The sequence below is a fragment of the Bradyrhizobium sp. 23AC genome (assembly GCF_054863025.1).
The window spans coordinates 58,101-72,490 of the sequence record NZ_JAVAYN010000015.1; the positions used below are offsets into that span (position 1 = coordinate 58,101).

17 protein-coding genes are annotated in these 14,390 nt (G+C 65.2%); 13 read left to right on the forward strand and 4 right to left on the reverse strand.

Features of this window, described 5'->3' with window-relative positions:
* Positions 1 to 73 precede the first annotated feature (73 nt).
* The 8 genes from htpG (at position 74) to RAD10_RS28640 (ending at position 7,516) form a co-directional block, all read left to right on the forward strand.
* On the forward strand, positions 74 to 1,951 hold the full coding sequence (gene htpG, locus RAD10_RS28605; RefSeq protein WP_461620123.1) for a molecular chaperone HtpG: 1,878 nt from the start codon (positions 74 to 76) through the stop codon (positions 1,949 to 1,951).
* Between the two features lie 128 nt (positions 1,952 to 2,079).
* Positions 2,080 to 2,364, forward strand: coding sequence for a DUF3551 domain-containing protein (locus tag RAD10_RS28610; protein ID WP_104462753.1), 285 nt, complete (start codon positions 2,080 to 2,082; stop codon positions 2,362 to 2,364).
* A 31-nt stretch (positions 2,365 to 2,395) separates the two neighbouring features.
* The gene (locus RAD10_RS28615; RefSeq protein ID WP_461620124.1) at positions 2,396 to 2,665 is read left to right on the forward strand and encodes a DUF3551 domain-containing protein; all 270 of its coding nucleotides are present in this window, start codon (positions 2,396 to 2,398) and stop codon (positions 2,663 to 2,665) included.
* Positions 2,666 to 2,894: 229 nt separating this feature from the next.
* The gene (locus tag RAD10_RS28620; RefSeq protein WP_461620231.1) at positions 2,895 to 4,709 is read left to right on the forward strand and encodes a long-chain-acyl-CoA synthetase; all 1,815 of its coding nucleotides are present in this window, start codon (positions 2,895 to 2,897) and stop codon (positions 4,707 to 4,709) included.
* Between the two features lie 141 nt (positions 4,710 to 4,850).
* Positions 4,851 to 5,096: an acyl carrier protein gene (locus tag RAD10_RS28625; RefSeq protein WP_008543699.1), complete on the forward strand. Its 246-nt coding sequence runs from the start codon at positions 4,851 to 4,853 to the stop codon at positions 5,094 to 5,096.
* A complete protein-coding gene (locus tag RAD10_RS28630) occupies positions 5,083 to 6,465 on the forward strand; it encodes a class I adenylate-forming enzyme family protein (RefSeq protein ID WP_461620125.1) in 1,383 nt (460 codons plus the stop codon). The genes RAD10_RS28625 and RAD10_RS28630 overlap by 14 nt, the downstream gene beginning before the upstream one ends.
* Complete coding sequence (locus RAD10_RS28635) at positions 6,458 to 7,180, forward strand: SDR family NAD(P)-dependent oxidoreductase (protein WP_461620126.1); 723 nt, start codon at positions 6,458 to 6,460, stop codon at positions 7,178 to 7,180. Before RAD10_RS28630 ends, RAD10_RS28635 begins: the two co-directional genes overlap by 8 nt.
* Before the next feature lie 126 nt (positions 7,181 to 7,306).
* On the forward strand, positions 7,307 to 7,516 hold the full coding sequence (locus RAD10_RS28640; protein ID WP_461620127.1) for a hypothetical protein: 210 nt from the start codon (positions 7,307 to 7,309) through the stop codon (positions 7,514 to 7,516).
* A 4-nt stretch (positions 7,517 to 7,520) separates the two neighbouring features.
* On the opposite strand, the gene RAD10_RS28645 is transcribed toward RAD10_RS28640, so the two are convergent.
* The gene (locus RAD10_RS28645; protein WP_461620128.1) at positions 7,521 to 7,907 is read right to left on the reverse strand and encodes a hypothetical protein; all 387 of its coding nucleotides are present in this window, start codon (positions 7,905 to 7,907) and stop codon (positions 7,521 to 7,523) included.
* A 225-nt stretch (positions 7,908 to 8,132) separates the two neighbouring features.
* On the opposite strand from RAD10_RS28645, the gene RAD10_RS28650 reads away from it, so the two are divergent.
* Positions 8,133 to 9,278: a DUF3095 domain-containing protein gene (locus RAD10_RS28650; RefSeq protein ID WP_461620129.1), complete on the forward strand. Its 1,146-nt coding sequence runs from the start codon at positions 8,133 to 8,135 to the stop codon at positions 9,276 to 9,278.
* Between the two features lie 71 nt (positions 9,279 to 9,349).
* Here the strand turns inward: RAD10_RS28650 and RAD10_RS28655 are convergent, their stop codons facing one another.
* The 3 genes from RAD10_RS28655 to RAD10_RS28665 form a co-directional block, all read right to left on the reverse strand.
* Positions 9,350 to 9,784: a DUF2147 domain-containing protein gene (locus RAD10_RS28655; protein ID WP_461620130.1), complete on the reverse strand. Its 435-nt coding sequence runs from the start codon at positions 9,782 to 9,784 to the stop codon at positions 9,350 to 9,352.
* 107 nt (positions 9,785 to 9,891) lie between these two features.
* The gene (locus tag RAD10_RS28660) at positions 9,892 to 11,277 is read right to left on the reverse strand and encodes an MATE family efflux transporter (protein WP_461620131.1); all 1,386 of its coding nucleotides are present in this window, start codon (positions 11,275 to 11,277) and stop codon (positions 9,892 to 9,894) included.
* 82 nt (positions 11,278 to 11,359) lie between these two features.
* A complete protein-coding gene (locus RAD10_RS28665; RefSeq protein ID WP_461620132.1) occupies positions 11,360 to 11,887 on the reverse strand; it encodes a GNAT family N-acetyltransferase in 528 nt (175 codons plus the stop codon).
* A gap of 243 nt (positions 11,888 to 12,130) precedes the next feature.
* On the opposite strand from RAD10_RS28665, the gene RAD10_RS28670 reads away from it, so the two are divergent.
* The 4 genes from RAD10_RS28670 to RAD10_RS28685 all read left to right on the forward strand — a co-directional run bounded on the left by RAD10_RS28670 (position 12,131) and on the right by RAD10_RS28685 (position 14,389).
* Complete coding sequence (locus RAD10_RS28670) at positions 12,131 to 12,727, forward strand: superoxide dismutase (protein ID WP_007597204.1); 597 nt, start codon at positions 12,131 to 12,133, stop codon at positions 12,725 to 12,727.
* Between the two features lie 260 nt (positions 12,728 to 12,987).
* Positions 12,988 to 13,599 carry a permease gene (locus tag RAD10_RS28675; protein ID WP_461620133.1) on the forward strand — a complete coding sequence of 204 codons (612 nt, stop codon included), beginning with the start codon at positions 12,988 to 12,990 and terminating at the stop codon, positions 13,597 to 13,599.
* The gene (locus tag RAD10_RS28680) at positions 13,596 to 14,096 is read left to right on the forward strand and encodes a hypothetical protein (protein WP_018316197.1); all 501 of its coding nucleotides are present in this window, start codon (positions 13,596 to 13,598) and stop codon (positions 14,094 to 14,096) included. The genes RAD10_RS28675 and RAD10_RS28680 overlap by 4 nt, the downstream gene beginning before the upstream one ends.
* A 44-nt stretch (positions 14,097 to 14,140) precedes the next feature.
* Positions 14,141 to 14,389, forward strand: a complete 249-nt coding sequence (locus RAD10_RS28685) for a hypothetical protein (RefSeq protein WP_461620134.1) — start codon at positions 14,141 to 14,143, stop codon at positions 14,387 to 14,389.
* Position 14,390 lies beyond the last annotated feature (1 nt).

The window sequence follows — 14,390 nt, forward strand, 5'->3', positions numbered from 1 at the left end:
ACGTCCACTTGATCCCCTCTACGCTCGCGTTATATCCCGGGTTTCTTCCCTTTCGTTTTGACCGGGTAAACGCATGACGACGTCAGACACGGCTGTGCATACGCAGCCCTTCCAGGCCGAGGTTTCCGAGCTTTTGCACCTGATGGTGCACTCCGTCTATTCGGAGACCGACATCTTTCTGCGCGAGCTCGTCTCCAACGCCTCGGACGCCTGCGACAAGCTGCGCTATGAGGCGATCGCAACCCCTTCGCTGCTCGGCGAGGGCGACGCGCTCAAGATCCGCATCATCCCGAACAAGGCGGCCGGGACGCTCACGATCGCCGACAACGGCATCGGCATGGAGCGGCAGGAGCTGATCGACCATCTCGGCACCATCGCCCGCTCCGGCACCAAGGCATTCGTGTCGAAGCTGAAGGAGGCCAAGGACGGCCTCGGCCTGATCGGCCAGTTCGGCGTCGGCTTCTATTCCGCCTTCATGGTCGCCGACAAGATCGTCGTGGTCAGCCGCCGCGCCGGCGAGAGCGACGTCTGGACCTGGACGTCCTCCGGCGGCTCCGGCTTCGAGATCGCCCGTGCCGGCGACGAGGAGGCGGCGCGCCTGGCGCGCGGCACCGAGATCGTCCTGCACCTGAAGGACGACGCCAAGAAATATCTCGAGAGCTTTGAGATCGAGCGCGTCGTCGGTGCCTATTCCGACAACATCCTGTTCCCGATCGAGCTGGTGCCGGAAGAAGGCGAGCCCCGTCAGATCAATTCGGCCAGCGCGCTGTGGCAACGCTCGAAATCCGAGCTGACGCCGGAGGACTACAAGAAGGCCTATCAGCAGATCGCCTCCGCCTTCGACGATCCCGCGATGACGCTGCATTACCGCGCCGAAGGCCGCTACTCCTACGCAGTGCTGCTGTTCGCGCCCTCGACCAAGCCGTTCGACCTGTTCGAGCCGAACCGCAAGGGCCGGGTGAAGCTTTACGTCCGCCGCGTCTTCATCACCGATGATGCCGATCTGTTGCCGGGATATCTGCGCTTCATCCGCGGTGTCGTCGACAGCGAGGATCTCCCGCTCAACATCTCGCGCGAGATGCTGCAGAACAATCCGCAGCTGGCGCAGATCCGGAAAGCCGTGGCGACCCGGGTCGTGTCCGAGCTCGAAAGCCTGGCCGAGAAGGATCCGGAGAACTTTGCCAAGATCTGGGACGCCTTCGGCGCGGTGCTCAAGGAAGGCATTTACGAGGATTTCGAGCGCCGCGAAAAGCTGCTGGCGCTGTCGCGCTTCACCACGACGTCGGGCGAGACGCGGTCGCTGAAGCAGGTCATCGCCGATTTCAAGCCGAACCAGACCGAGATCTATTATCTCGTCGGCGACAGCATCGAGCGGCTGAAATCCAATCCGCGGCTGGAGGCTGCGACCGCGCGCGGCATCGAGGTGCTGCTGCTGTCCGATCCCGTCGATGCGTTCTGGACCTCGATGCCGTCGGAGTTCGACGGCAAGCCGCTGAAGTCACTGAGCCAGGGCGATCTCAATCTCGATCTGATTCCGCGCGTCGACGACAAGGACGAGGCAAAGAAGGACGAGCCCGAGGCGGATGAAGCGGCCACCATTGCCGTGATCAAGGCTGCGCTCGGCGAGCGTGTCAGCGACGTCAAGGCCTCGACGCGTCTCACCAGCTCGGCCTCCTGCCTCGTCGCCGACAGCCAGGGCCCGAGCCGCGAACTCGAACGCATCCTGTCGCAGCAGAACCGCGGCATGAAGACCAAGCCGATCCTGGAGATCAATCTGCGCCATCCGATGGTGGGCGCGATCACCAAGGCGCAAGCCGGCTCGAAGGCGGTCGACGATCTCAGCCTGCTCCTGCTCGAGCAGGCGCAGATCCTGGACGGCGAGTTGCCGGAAGACCCGGCTGCGTTTGCCGCAAGGCTGAACCGGCTCGTGCTGCAGGGGCTCGGCGCCTAGCGCCGCAGCCCGCAGCGCTCACCTTGCCGTCATCTGTCCCTAGGAACAGTCGCCTCCGGCCTGGTGTTATGCCATACGAGGCTGCCGGCATCAGATCCGCCGACGCCGTCGATTCGAGGATTAAGTCCATGCGCCTGTCGATTTTGACCCTCACCGCGATTGCCGCGCTGTTCGTCGCGGCAGATGCCAGCGCCCAGACCTATGATCCGCGCTACCCGGTGTGCATGCACGTTTACACGCCCGGCGGCGGCTTCGGCGGTGGCGGAGGCGATTATTTCGACTGCTCCTTCACCTCGCTGCCGCAGTGCCGTGCGACCGCGTCGGGCCGCTCGGCGAGCTGCGACGTCAACCCCTACTACGCCTTCGACCAGCCGCCGCCGCAGCCGCGCCGGCGTCACAAGAAGGTGCACTAGCGATCCGATGCCTCGTACCGGAACACAGTTCATGCGCTTCACGTTCGGAATGGTCGTGACCGTGGGCGCGGTGCTCGCAGCCGCGCCGTCGCATGCGCAGACTTTTGATCCGCGCTATCCCGTCTGCATGCACGTTTATTCAGGTGCGAACGGGGGAGGTGGGGAGTGGTACGACTGCTCCTTCACCTCGTTGCCTCAGTGCCGCGCCACGGCCTATGGCCGATCCGCGATCTGCGATCTCAATCCGTATTATCCGGTTCACGCGCCGCCGCCGCACTTGCGCTACAGGCGTAGCGGCTAGCGTCGGCAGGTGCTGCGCGCTACTCCTTCCTGCTCCCCACAGCTCGACCACCTTGCGCCAGCGCGATCGGTCTCGGCCGTCACCATGCCGCCGAACTCACCGGCGTTGCCGTGCGGCGGTAAAGGATCACTAGAGTTAATCGCGCCCTAACAGAGTTTTACCTTGTCTCTTAACACCTGGGCAGGGCGCGGGGGCTAGATTGCCTGATGTCAGCAGGCGGCCCGAAAGAATCAACGGCATGACCACCGGTGTCATCGAACGACAAAACGTCGCGCGCGCGCCTTCGGCTTCAAAGATATGGCTAAAGGCCATCGAGCTCACCGCGCGGATCGAGACGCTGCCGGGACGTCTGTTCGCCGACGTCATCGACGATTGGGCGCAGCGCCAGCCCGACCGCGTCGCGCTGATCACCGACGACGCAAGCCTCGACTATGAAGGCCTGTCGAAGCGCATCAACCGCTACGCGCGCTGGGCGCGCTCGGCCGGCGTGGCCAAGGGTGATACAGTTGCCTTGATCATGCCGAACGGCATCGATTATGTCGCGGCCTGGCTCGGCATTAGCCGGTTCGGCGGTGTGGTGGCGCTGCTCAACACCAAGCTGGTGGGACCCTCGCTTGCGCATTGCCTCGATGTCGCAGAGCCCTCGCATATCATCGTTGCGCATGAGCTGACGGAGATGCTGGAGAGTGCCACGCCGCATCTGAAGACGCAGGCCAAGGTCTGGACGCATGGCGATGCCCGCAGCGAGCGCGCCATCGACGTCGCCCTCGCGGCGCTGGACGATGCTTCCCTTTCGCCGGAGGAGCGCGGTGAGGTCACCATCGACGACCGAGCGCTGCTGATCTACACATCAGGCACCACCGGCCTGCCGAAGGCTGCCAGCATCAGCCACCGCCGCATTCTCAATTGGGGCCTTTGGTTCGCCGGCCTCACCGGCGCGAGCCCGCAAGACCGGCTCTACGATTGCCTGCCGCTGTTCCACTCGGTCGGCGGCATCGTCGCGCCCTGCAGCATGCTCGCTGCCGGCGGCTCGGTGTTGATCGCGGAGAAATTCTCGGCCTCGCATTTCTGGTCCGACATCGTGCGCCATGACTGCACGCTGTTTCAATATATCGGCGAGCTCTGCCGTTATCTGCTCAAGGCGGCGCCGTCGGAATATGAGAACCGGCATCGTCTCCGCCTCGTCTGCGGCAACGGCCTGCGCCGCGACATCTGGGAAGACTTTCAGTCGCGTTTTGCCATTCCGCGCATCCTCGAATTCTATGCGGCGACGGAAGGCAATTTCTCGCTGTTCAACGTCGAGGGGCAGCCGGGCGCGATCGGTCGCATCCCGCCGCTGCTGGCGCATCGCTTCCCTGCCAATCTCGTCAAGCTCGACCCCGACAGCGGCGTGCCGCTGCGCAACGAAGAGGGGTTTTGCCTCGCCTGCGCCCGCGGCGAGGCCGGCGAAGCCATCGGCCGCATCGGCACCGCCGATGAAGGCGGCGGCCGGTTCGAGGGCTACACCGACACCGGCGAGACCGAGAAGAAGGTTCTTCGCGATGTCTTTGCCAAAGGCGACGCCTGGTTCCGCACCGGCGATCTGATGCGGATCGACGACAAGGGCTTCTTCCATTTCGTCGATCGGATCGGGGATACTTTCCGCTGGAAGGGCGAGAACGTCGCGACCTCGGAGGTGAACGACGCCGTGCGCGATTTCACCGGCGTGGTCGATGCCACCACTTACGGCGTCAGCATCCCCGGCGCCGACGGCCGCGCCGGCATGAGCGCGGTCGTCGTCAACGAGGGCTTTGACATCGCGGCACTGCCCGCACATCTCGCGCAGCGCCTGCCGGCCTACGCACGCCCCGTCTTCATTCGCATCTCCAGCGAGATCGATGCGACCGAGACGTTCAAGCAGAAGAAGGGCGAGCTCGCACGGGAAGGCTTCGATCCCGCCGCGATCTCCGATCCGCTGTTCATGCCCGATGCGAAGTCGGGGGGCTATGTGGCGCTCGATACGGAGGCCTATGGGCGAATCGTGGACGGCTCGATCCGGCTGTAAATCCCGCCAAAATCCGCAGATAGGTCCAATTTTATCTGAATTGTCCAAGAAGCCATTTACTTCTGTCGGGTAAACAAGCGGCCATGGGGAGGCGGCCAGCAAGAGCCGCCGCAACACCAACGATAACAAAGCGAGCCAGCCATGTCGGTAAGGTCTAAGGTCATTGACGCGATCCAGCAGATCGCCAAAGAGCAGCACGTCACGCTTCCCGCGCTCTCGGACGATCTGTCGCTGCACGAGACGGGTTTCGACTCGCTCGCCTTCGCCATCCTGGTTGCGCGCCTCGAGGACGAGACCGGCGTCGACCCCTTCACCATCTCCGAGGACGCAGCGTTTCCCGCCACGGTCGGCGATTTCGTGCGGGCCTACGAAAATGTCCCCGCGTGAGATCTTTGCGCTTCGCGACCATCTCGGCGCGGAGCTGACCGGCCGTACGCTGTCGGACGCGCACACCTGCGTGTCGCTGACCGATATCCTGTCGCAGACGGTTCTGGGTGGCCGCTTGCGCGAATTGTCCGGCCGCTCCGTGCTGCTCAAATTGTCCGACCAGCTCCGGTCGGGCCTCGCCATGATCGAGCTCGACGGCATCGCGCGTCGCATGCTGCTGTGCCCGCCCGATCTCAACCCGGCGCATCTCGACGCACTGATCGCCGATGCCGGGATCGATGCCGTCGTGACGGACGAGCCTGATCGTTGGGCCGGCTCAGGCATCGCGCTCATCGTCACCGCGCAATTGCCGCTTGTATCCACCGCGCCGGCCAAGACCGAACGCGCGACGGAATGGCTGATGCTGACCTCGGGCACCTCAGGCGTGCCGAAGATCGCCGGTCACACGCTGGAGGCGCTGACCGGTGCGATCGTTGCCGAAGGGCCCGCGCGCGGCCCGGCGCCGGTCTGGGCGACCTTTTACGACATTCGCCGCTACGGCGGCCTGCAAATCTTCCTCCGCGCCGTCCTTTCAGGCGGCTCGATGGTGCTGTCCGACCCGCATGAGGCGCTCGGCGATCACGTCGCGCGGCTGAAGGCGCGCGGCGTCTCGCACATCTCCGGCACGCCCTCGCACTGGCGCAAGCTGCTGATGAGCGGTTCGGCCGCGCAGTTCACACCGCGCTATGTCCGCCTCTCCGGTGAAATCGCCGACCAGGCGGTGCTCGACGGGCTGAAGGCGGCATTCCCCAATTCCTCCGTCGGTCATGCCTATGCCTCGACCGAAGCCGGCGTCGGCTTTGCCGTCAATGACGGGCTGGAAGGCTTTCCGGCCGACTATCTCGGCAATCGCAATGGCGTCGAGATGAAAGTGGTCGACGGCTCGCTCCGTATCCGTTCGACGCGTACCGCGCATGCCTATGTCGGCCGCAATGCCGCCGCGCTCACCGATGACGACGGATTTGTCGACAGCGGCGACATCGTCGAGCTGCGCGGCGAGCGCTACTATTTCGTCGGCCGCCGCGGCGGCATCATCAATATCGGCGGGTTGAAGGTCCACCCCGAGGAGATCGAGGCGGTCATCAACCGCCATCCGGACGTGCGGATGTCGCGGGCCAAATCGCGCAAGAGCCCGATCACCGGCGGCATCGTGGTCGCCGACGTGATCCTCACTGAGGGCACCGATCCCGCCCGCGCGAAAGAGATCCGCGATCAGATCCTGGAGCGGTGCCGCGCGCAGCTCGCGTCCCACAAGGTGCCGGCGGTGATCCGTTTCGTCGAGGCGCTCGACGTCACCCCGGCCGGAAAACTGGCGCGCACCGATGCATAATGTCCTCGTCACCGGCGGCAGCCGCGGCATCGGCCTTGCGATCGGCAAGCGCCTCGCCGGCGCCGGCTACAACGTGGTCGCGGCCGCCCGGCGCGAGAGCGAGGAGCTCAAGGCCGCGATTGCGGAGTCCGAAGGGCGCCTGCATTTCCGCGCCTGCGATCTTGCGGTAATCGACGCCATTCCGGCTTTTGCAAAACTCGTGCGCGACGAGTTCGGCCCGACCTACGGCCTCGTCAACAATGCCGGCCTCGGCACCGAAGGCCTGCTCGCCACCATGCATAATTCCGAGATCGAGGCGCTGGTGCAGCTCAACGTGCTGTCGCCGATCATCCTCACCAAATATGTGGCGCGGCAGATGATGGCCGACGGCGCCGGCCGCATCGTCAACATCTCCTCGATCATCGCGACCACCGGCTACAACGGCCTGTCTGTCTACGGCGCGACCAAGGCGGCTGCCACCGGTTTCACCCGCTCGCTGGCGCGCGAGGTCGGCAAGCTCGGCATCACCGTGAACGCGATCGCGCCGGGCTTCATCGACACCGAGCTCACGCACAATCTGTCCGACGAGGCGCGCAAGCGCATCGCCGGCCGCAGCGCGCTGCGCCGCCTGCCGGAGACGGACGACGTCGCGCGCATGGTGGAATATCTCTTGGGCGAAGGCGGCCGCAACGTCACCGGGACCGTGTTTACTGTCGACGCGGGGAATACGGCCTAGGCGGAACTCCGCCGTCATGATTGCGTTGATCCGGCACAATGACATCCAGCCGGATTTGGTCGTAAGATGCCCCGCAATCGATTGGGTTACGTCAATCGATCTGCCCTAATCGAAGGGGAGCAGTCGATGGCCACCTCGAACATGACCGCTTCAAGTCAGGGCCGGACAGAGCAATCCCGCGCCAAGCCGGACGATGTCCACTGCCCGCCGATGACGCACCAGAATTCCGGCGGTCACGGCCACGAAATGTATCCGCAGCAATTCGTGCGCCTGGTCGGCTGCCATGATGCGTCTCTCGATAGCTTGCGCAAGCGTCAGGACGAGAAGCTGCACTAGCAGCTCACGTCCGGTCTTTCGGCAGGTCAATTCGTTCGTGTGAAAATTCCGGCGGCCCTTCGGTGAGGCGGCGGATGCGGCGGTCGCGTTCGTCCACGGGCAATGCCGGATCGAGCAGCGTCTCGATCTCGTGGACCGCGATCTCTTCGATCCTGGTGGCGTCCGATGCGATCGGATGCGCCGAGGAGTGGACCGGGGGCGCGATCTTCAGGCCCAGCTCGATCAGCTTGCAGATCGCATCCGAGCGGGTCAGCTGATGGGCTTCAGCCCAGGCATCGACGGCTGCCGTCAGTCTTTCGGGCATCTTCACCGCGCTGATCGGGTCAATGCCCGTGCGCCGGCGGACAGGAGAGGTGGAATCCTTGCTGCCGAAGTCTGACACCTGGATCATCCCATGCAACCGTTGGAGCTGGCCAACGATAGCCGTTCTCCCCGGCCGGCCGCTTGATTCCGATCAATGACCCGCTGCGGTATTGCAACGCGGCCTCACCTTGTTGTTGCCGTATCTTGTTGTCCTGGCCCGTTTCGGCCAATGATTGAAAGGGGCCGCCGGCCGGCGAACCCGGATCGATCCTGCCACGTATTTGTTTTGCATTCCAACCATCCGGCATCCCCGATGACCTCAGGCGAATCCTTCTATGGCGGCATTCCCGTCTTCCGCGGCTTCACCAGCCTGATGGACCCTGCGCTCTATGCGCCGCTGCCGGACGATTGGAGCATCGGCGTTGCCGATATCGTCGATTCCACCAAGGCGATCGCGGCGCAGCGCTACAAGGCGGTGAACATGGCCGGCGCCGCCGTGATCGCAGCGGTGACGAACGCGTTGGAGGGACGCGAATTCCCCTTCGTGTTCGGCGGCGACGGCGCGAGCTTTGCGGTTGCGCCGGGCGACCTCGAACCTGCCCGAGAGGCGCTGGCGGCAACCGCGACCTGGGTGCGGGAAGATCTCGATCTGGCGATGCGGGTCGCGCTGGTGCCGGTCAGCGCCATCCGCGCGCAAGGCCTCGACGTGCGCGTCGCGCGGTTCGGTCCGTCGGCCAATCTGTCCTACGCGATGTTCTCGGGCGGCGGGCTCGCCTTCGCCGATGCCGCAATGAAGCGCGGGGAGTTTGCCGTCCCGGCAGCGCCGGCGGGCACGCAGCCCGATCTCTCGGGCCTGTCCTGCCGCTTCGAGGTGATACCGGCCTCACGTGGGCTGATCCTGTCGGTTCTGGTGATGCCGGCGCGGGGCGCCGATCCGCATGCCTTCCGCAAGGTGATCGAGGACATTATCCACCTCGTCGAGCGCAGCCCGGACGGCGCCCGTCCGGTGCCGCCGCAGGGGCCGCCGCTGAAATGGCCGCCGCAGGGGCTGGAATACGAAGCCCGCACCAGGCGCGGTGGTCCGCTGCTCGCGCGCCGCGCCACCGTGCTGGCCTATACGCTGTTCGTCTATCTGATCATGCGTTTCGACCTCAAGGTCGGCGGCTTCGTGCCAAACGTCTACAGGCGTCAGGTGGTCGAGAACTCGGACTTCAGGAAATTTGACGACGGCCTGCGCATGATCCTCGACTGCACGCCGCAGCTCGAGCGCGCGCTGAGCGACCGACTGGCGATTGCGGCCCGTGACGGCATCGTACGCTACGGCCTCTACCAGCAGGACGCCGCCATGATGACCTGCTTCACGCCGTCGGCGCTACGCAGCGATCACGTCCACTTCATTGATGGCGCACGGGGCGGCTACGCCTCGGCGGCGACGGCGCTGAAGGCGATGATGGCGTAGGACGGTCTCGTGCCCCGGAGGCAGCGCAGCAGCGTTGCACGCTGCATCGTGTCCGGAACACGAGAGCGGGGTTACCGCCCCGCCCGCGTCCAGGTCTCGCCGCCGCAGAGCGCGCCGACGCAGCCTTCGACCCGCAGCGAATCCGCTCCCGTCACGGAGATGCTGCTGGCATAAGTGCTGCCGTCGTCGGCGTTGTAGATCTGGCCGGACCATTTGTTCGGACCGGAGGGCTGCATGCCGCTGAACAATGGCAAGCCGACCATCGGGCGCCTGGCGAGCTCGCGATTGGGGTTCTTGCTGTCGGTGGCGGGCTGGCCGGTCGCGGTGTCGTAGGGCTCACGCAGCCAGGCGACGACGCCGCAGATGCCGCCGCCGCACTTGCTGATCTTGACGCGCGCATCGCCCGCCTGGGTGAGCCACGTCCCATCGGCGCTCTGTGCATGCGCGGCTGTCGCGCCGAGCAGCGCAGCGAGGAGGACGATGAGAGCAGCGAATCTGGAAGTCATGGAAGAGGCCCCGAAAATGGAGCGCCTCCATAGCAGCCCGGCGGGATAGTGCAACGCAGGCTGGAATCACATTCCTGCGTTCATTGCCTTCGTTCATTGTCCTGCGATCATTTGTCCCAGCGCGCGAAGGCGACCGCGGCCGCAGTCGACAGGCCGAACACCGCCATGGCGCCGCCGACCAGCGCGAACAAGGTCCACGCCGGCGCCTGCGTCATCATGAGGCCGACGCCGCCGACCGCGACGATCAGAAGCCGCGCGGTGGAAGCGAGCACGGGGCCGCCGACGCGCGCCGCGCCTTGCGAGGAGAAGTAGAGCGACACGCCGATGCCGAAGAACACGAAGGTCGGGCCGGCCCAGTGGAAATAGCTGTGCGCGGCGGCGGTGACGCCGGCATCGCGCGTGAAGAGCCCGACCCACAGCGATGGAGCGAGCGCGACAGCGAGCCCGATCAGGCCGACCGTCAATCCGGAAGCTGCAGCGGCGGTCCAGGCCACACGCCGGGCGCGCTTCACCTGTCCGGCGCCCATCGCCATGCCGACCATCGGTACCGATGCGATGCCGAAGGCGAACGTGATCGGGATCAGCAAGAATTCCAGCCGCGAGCCGATGCCGTAGCCGGCCAGCATCTCGGTGCCGAACGTGGCCAGGATCTTGGTGAAGATCAAAATGGTGAGCACGGTCTGGAGCGGCGACAGGCAGGCCACCGCACCAACCTTGAGGATGTCCAGGAACATCGCGCGCTCGAAATGAAACGCGCGAATATTCAGCGGCAGCCGGCTGCGGCCGGACGCGAGATACCGGAGGAAGAAGATCGCGGCGCACGTGAACGCGATCAGCTGGCCGCTGGCGACGCCCGGCATGCCGAAGGGCTTCACGCCGAACAGGCCGAGCCCCAACGTGCCGCCGAGCGCGATCTGCAGCACGCTGGCCCCGATCAGCGTCATCGAGGGCAGGCGCATGTCGCCGGTGCCGCGGATCACCGAGGCCAGCGTGTTGACGAGCCAGATCGCGACCGCGCCGGAGAACAGCACCTGCGAATAGCCGCTGGCCTCCTCGAGCACGCGATCGCGCCCGCCGAGCAGCGTGAAGAACGAGCGGCCGAAGACAAGCATCATCACCGTGAAGAACAGCCCGCCGCAGAGGCCGATGATGGCGGCATGCAGCGCCAGCGTCGCGGCGCGGTCACGATCCCCGGCGCCGAGTGCGCGGCTGATCGCGGACGAAACGCCGCCGCCCATCGCGCCCGCGCTCATCATCTGCGTCAGCATCGCGAACGGAAACACCAGCGCGATCGCGGCGAGCGGAATGGTGCCGAGCCGGCCGATATAGGAGGTCTCGGCGATCGCAACCAAAGTGCTGCCGACCATCGCGATCATGTTGGGGATCGCGAGCCGCAGCAGCGTCGGCAGGATCGGGGCCGTCAGCAGGCTGGCGATCGGGGAGGCGACCGGCGCAAGCGGCGGGACGGCGTCTGCAGGGGCGTCGATCGTCATGTTCACCGGGCGGAATTTAGATGATGATCGACATATTATAGGATGGCGGAGCCCCTGCGGCAGCCCTCACGCCACGCAGGGGTCACCACGGCAGGCCGCATAGGTCGATGGTGCCCAGCGTCGGCGCGCGGACGATGTTGAAGACGTAGGGCGCCATCTCGGTGAAGCGGATCCGCCCCTCCGGCTGATCGCAATAGACCTCGCCCTGGAAGCGCAGCCAACTGCGGTGTTCGTAGAACGAAAAATTGTGGGGTTCGCAGAACAGGAGGGCGAAGCGAGCCGCCTCGTTGGCGCGAATGGTGTGAACGGCGGCGTCGATCGCCACGGTCGCATAGCCGCGACCGCGCCGGTCCTCGCGGGTGCAGACCCCGCCGATGCCACCGATATGGACCTTCTGTCCGTTCCAGATGACGGTGCGGAAGTAGATGCCGACATGGCAGACGAGGCCGTCCTCCGGCGTCTCGATCAGCACGCGCAAGTCCGCATTGGCCCATTTGATGTGAGCCCAGGGCTTGTCCGCGACCAAGTGCGGTCCCCAGACCGCCTGATGCAGCGGCTCCGCGATCGGCCACGAGGCGTCGCCGTTCAAAATGTCGATCTCAATGCTCATGGCTCTGTCTCTCGCAACCTGGCTGCGCGGTTCATTCGTTCTGTCATAACCGGTTCAAAGGCAATGATATTTTGCGGCGGGCGACCGGCCCGGTTTGCATGTCCCTCGGTGCGGCGATTTTTGTGCAATCCGGCCAAGCCTTGGCATCGCGCCTTTTCGCAAATTGGCGGTATTTAACGGCGGTGGAACCTTCTATAAGTGTCCCCGTTAAGCCAGTTCCCCATCAGTCGCGGACAACATCCCATGACCTTTACGCTGCCCCCCCTCCCTTACGCCTATGACGCCCTCGGCCAGTTCATGTCGAAGGAGACGCTGGAATTCCACCACGACAAGCATCATCAGGCCTACGTCACCAACGGCAACAACGCGCTCAAGGGGACCGAATGGGAAGGCAAGTCCCTTGAAGAGATCGTCAAGGGCTCGTTCGGCAAGAACCCCGCGGTGTTCAACAATGCCGGCCAGCACTACAACCACATCCACTTCTGGAGCTGGATGAAGCCTAATGGCGGCGGCACCAAGCTGCCGGGCAAGATCGAGAAGAAGATCAACGAGGACCTCGGTGGCTTCGAGAAGTTCAAGACCGACTTCCAGGCGGCCGGCGTCGGCCAGTTCGGCTCCGGCTGGTGCTGGCTCCAGGTCAAGAACGGCAAGCTCGAGATCTCCAAGACCCCGAACGGCGAGAATCCGCTGGTGCATGGCGCCACCCCGATCCTCGGCTGCGACGTCTGGGAGCACTCCTACTACATCGACTACCGCAACCGCCGCCCCGACTATCTCAAGGCGTTCGTCGAGAACCTCGTCAACTGGGAATACGTCGAGTCCCTGTTCGACAAGGCGTAAGGTTTTACTCGGTCATTCCGGGGCGATGCGCAGCATCGAACTTGGTGCGCAGTTGCGCACCTGAGAATCTCGAGATTCCGGGCTCGCACTTCGTGCGCCCCGGAATGACAGAAACAAAAGGCGGTCGCTCGCGCGGCCGCCTTTTTGCTGTGCGGAATTGCCCTGCGTGGCGCGCGCACCGGTCTGTCATCGTACTGTTTGCATCAGGGGAACACCGCCCTTAATCAGGACGGGCATCACCCTCGAGCCAACCGAGCCCGTTGTCAGAGCCTTCCCCGAAGAACCCGGCGCCTGCCGAGGACGTCGAGTCCGAGCCGCGGCCGGGGCGAGTGCGCAAGCCGATCGGCTGGTCGACGATCATCATCGCAGCGCTGGTCGCGGTGAGTGCGACCTTGGTCTGGCGCCGTGACGGCACCGACGGCGTTCTCGATATTCTCACCCACGATCTCTCGCTGTTCTCAGGCATCCTGCCGCGTGTGCTCGCCGGCTGCCTGCTCGGCGCCTTCATCTCGGAGATCCTGCCGCACGAAAAGGTCTCGCGCTCGCTCGGGCCGAAATCCGGCCTGACGGGCCTTCTGATCGGCACCGCCTTCGGCGCGATCCTGCCCGGCGGTCCGTTCACCGCCTATCCCGTGGCGAGTGCGCTGCTCGCAGTCGGCGCCGATTTCGGCGCCACTATCGCCATGGTCGTGAGCTGGACCCTGATCGGCTACGGCCGGGCGGTGGCCTGGGAAATCCCGATCATGGGCACCGACTTCACGCTGTGGCGGATTCTGATCTCGCTGCCGCTGCCGGTGCTCGCAGGGGCCCTCGGCCGCTTCGTCTATGTCCGGCTCTATCCGAAGCGCGAGAGCGACGAGGACGCGGCATGAGCGCCGCGCTTTTCATCGACATCCTGTTGTGGGGCTCGGTGTTCGGCGTCGGGCTGATCGCCTTTCGCCGCGGCCCTCCGGTGTTCAAGGCCTCGCTGCGCGAAGGCTCGATGGACTTCATCAACATCGTGCCGCGAATCGCGCTGGGCGTGATCGGCTCCGGCTACATCGCCGCCATCATCCCGCAGGAGGTGATCACCGGCTGGCTCGGCCCGGACAGCGGCTGGCTCGGGGTTGCGACCGCCGTGGTCGCCGGCGCCGCCACCCCCGGCGGCCCCGTGATCGGCTTCTCCATCGGCACGGTGGCGCTGAAGTCGGGCGGCGGGGTGCCGCAGGTGGTGGCCTATGTCGTCGCCTGGGCTCTGTTCGCCTTCCAGCGGGTGATCTTGTGGGAAATCCCGTTCATGCCGGCCCGTTTCGTCTGGTTCCGCTGCGCCGTGTCGGTGCCGTTTCCCTTCGTGGCAGCGGCGATTGCAATGGTGATCGGCAAGCCCTGAGGCCCGGCGTGGACAGGGGTAATGTTATAATATAACGTCTCTGCATGGTTCCCGCCGCGTCCCACGCCCATCATCACGACCATGCTCACGGTCATTCCCATGACCATTCGCATGCTCATGACCATTCGCACGGGCACGACCACACCCACGCCCATGTCCACGACGCGGCCTCGCCGCATCCGGCCCAGGCCGCGCCCTGGTCGATCCTGCGCATGACCATGGCCGCGCGCCTTCTGGCCGCGCTCGCCGTCTGTGCCGTGCTCTGGGGCGTGGTCTTCCTGGCGATGAGGTGAC

Bases quoted from the DNA above. Each gene is read 5' to 3' on its own strand.
- htpG (WP_461620123.1), top strand. From the start codon at position 74: ATGACGACGTCAGACACGGCTGTGCATACGCAGCCCTTCCAGGCCGAG.
- RAD10_RS28670 (WP_007597204.1), top strand. From the start codon at position 12,131: ATGACCTTTACGCTGCCCCCCCTCCCTTACGCCTATGACGCCCTCGGC.
- RAD10_RS28685 (WP_461620134.1), top strand. From the start codon at position 14,141: ATGGTTCCCGCCGCGTCCCACGCCCATCATCACGACCATGCTCACGGT.
- RAD10_RS28635 (WP_461620126.1), top strand. From the start codon at position 6,458: ATGCATAATGTCCTCGTCACCGGCGGCAGCCGCGGCATCGGCCTTGCG.
- RAD10_RS28630 (WP_461620125.1), top strand. From the start codon at position 5,083: ATGTCCCCGCGTGAGATCTTTGCGCTTCGCGACCATCTCGGCGCGGAG.
- RAD10_RS28610 (WP_104462753.1), top strand. From the start codon at position 2,080: ATGCGCCTGTCGATTTTGACCCTCACCGCGATTGCCGCGCTGTTCGTC.
- RAD10_RS28665 (WP_461620132.1), bottom strand. From the start codon at position 11,887: ATGAGCATTGAGATCGACATTTTGAACGGCGACGCCTCGTGGCCGATC.
- RAD10_RS28625 (WP_008543699.1), top strand. From the start codon at position 4,851: ATGTCGGTAAGGTCTAAGGTCATTGACGCGATCCAGCAGATCGCCAAA.
- RAD10_RS28655 (WP_461620130.1), bottom strand. From the start codon at position 9,784: ATGACTTCCAGATTCGCTGCTCTCATCGTCCTCCTCGCTGCGCTGCTC.
- RAD10_RS28615 (WP_461620124.1), top strand. From the start codon at position 2,396: ATGCGCTTCACGTTCGGAATGGTCGTGACCGTGGGCGCGGTGCTCGCA.
- RAD10_RS28640 (WP_461620127.1), top strand. From the start codon at position 7,307: ATGGCCACCTCGAACATGACCGCTTCAAGTCAGGGCCGGACAGAGCAA.
- RAD10_RS28645 (WP_461620128.1), bottom strand. From the start codon at position 7,907: ATGATCCAGGTGTCAGACTTCGGCAGCAAGGATTCCACCTCTCCTGTC.
- RAD10_RS28660 (WP_461620131.1), bottom strand. From the start codon at position 11,277: ATGACGATCGACGCCCCTGCAGACGCCGTCCCGCCGCTTGCGCCGGTC.
- RAD10_RS28650 (WP_461620129.1), top strand. From the start codon at position 8,133: ATGACCTCAGGCGAATCCTTCTATGGCGGCATTCCCGTCTTCCGCGGC.
- RAD10_RS28680 (WP_018316197.1), top strand. From the start codon at position 13,596: ATGAGCGCCGCGCTTTTCATCGACATCCTGTTGTGGGGCTCGGTGTTC.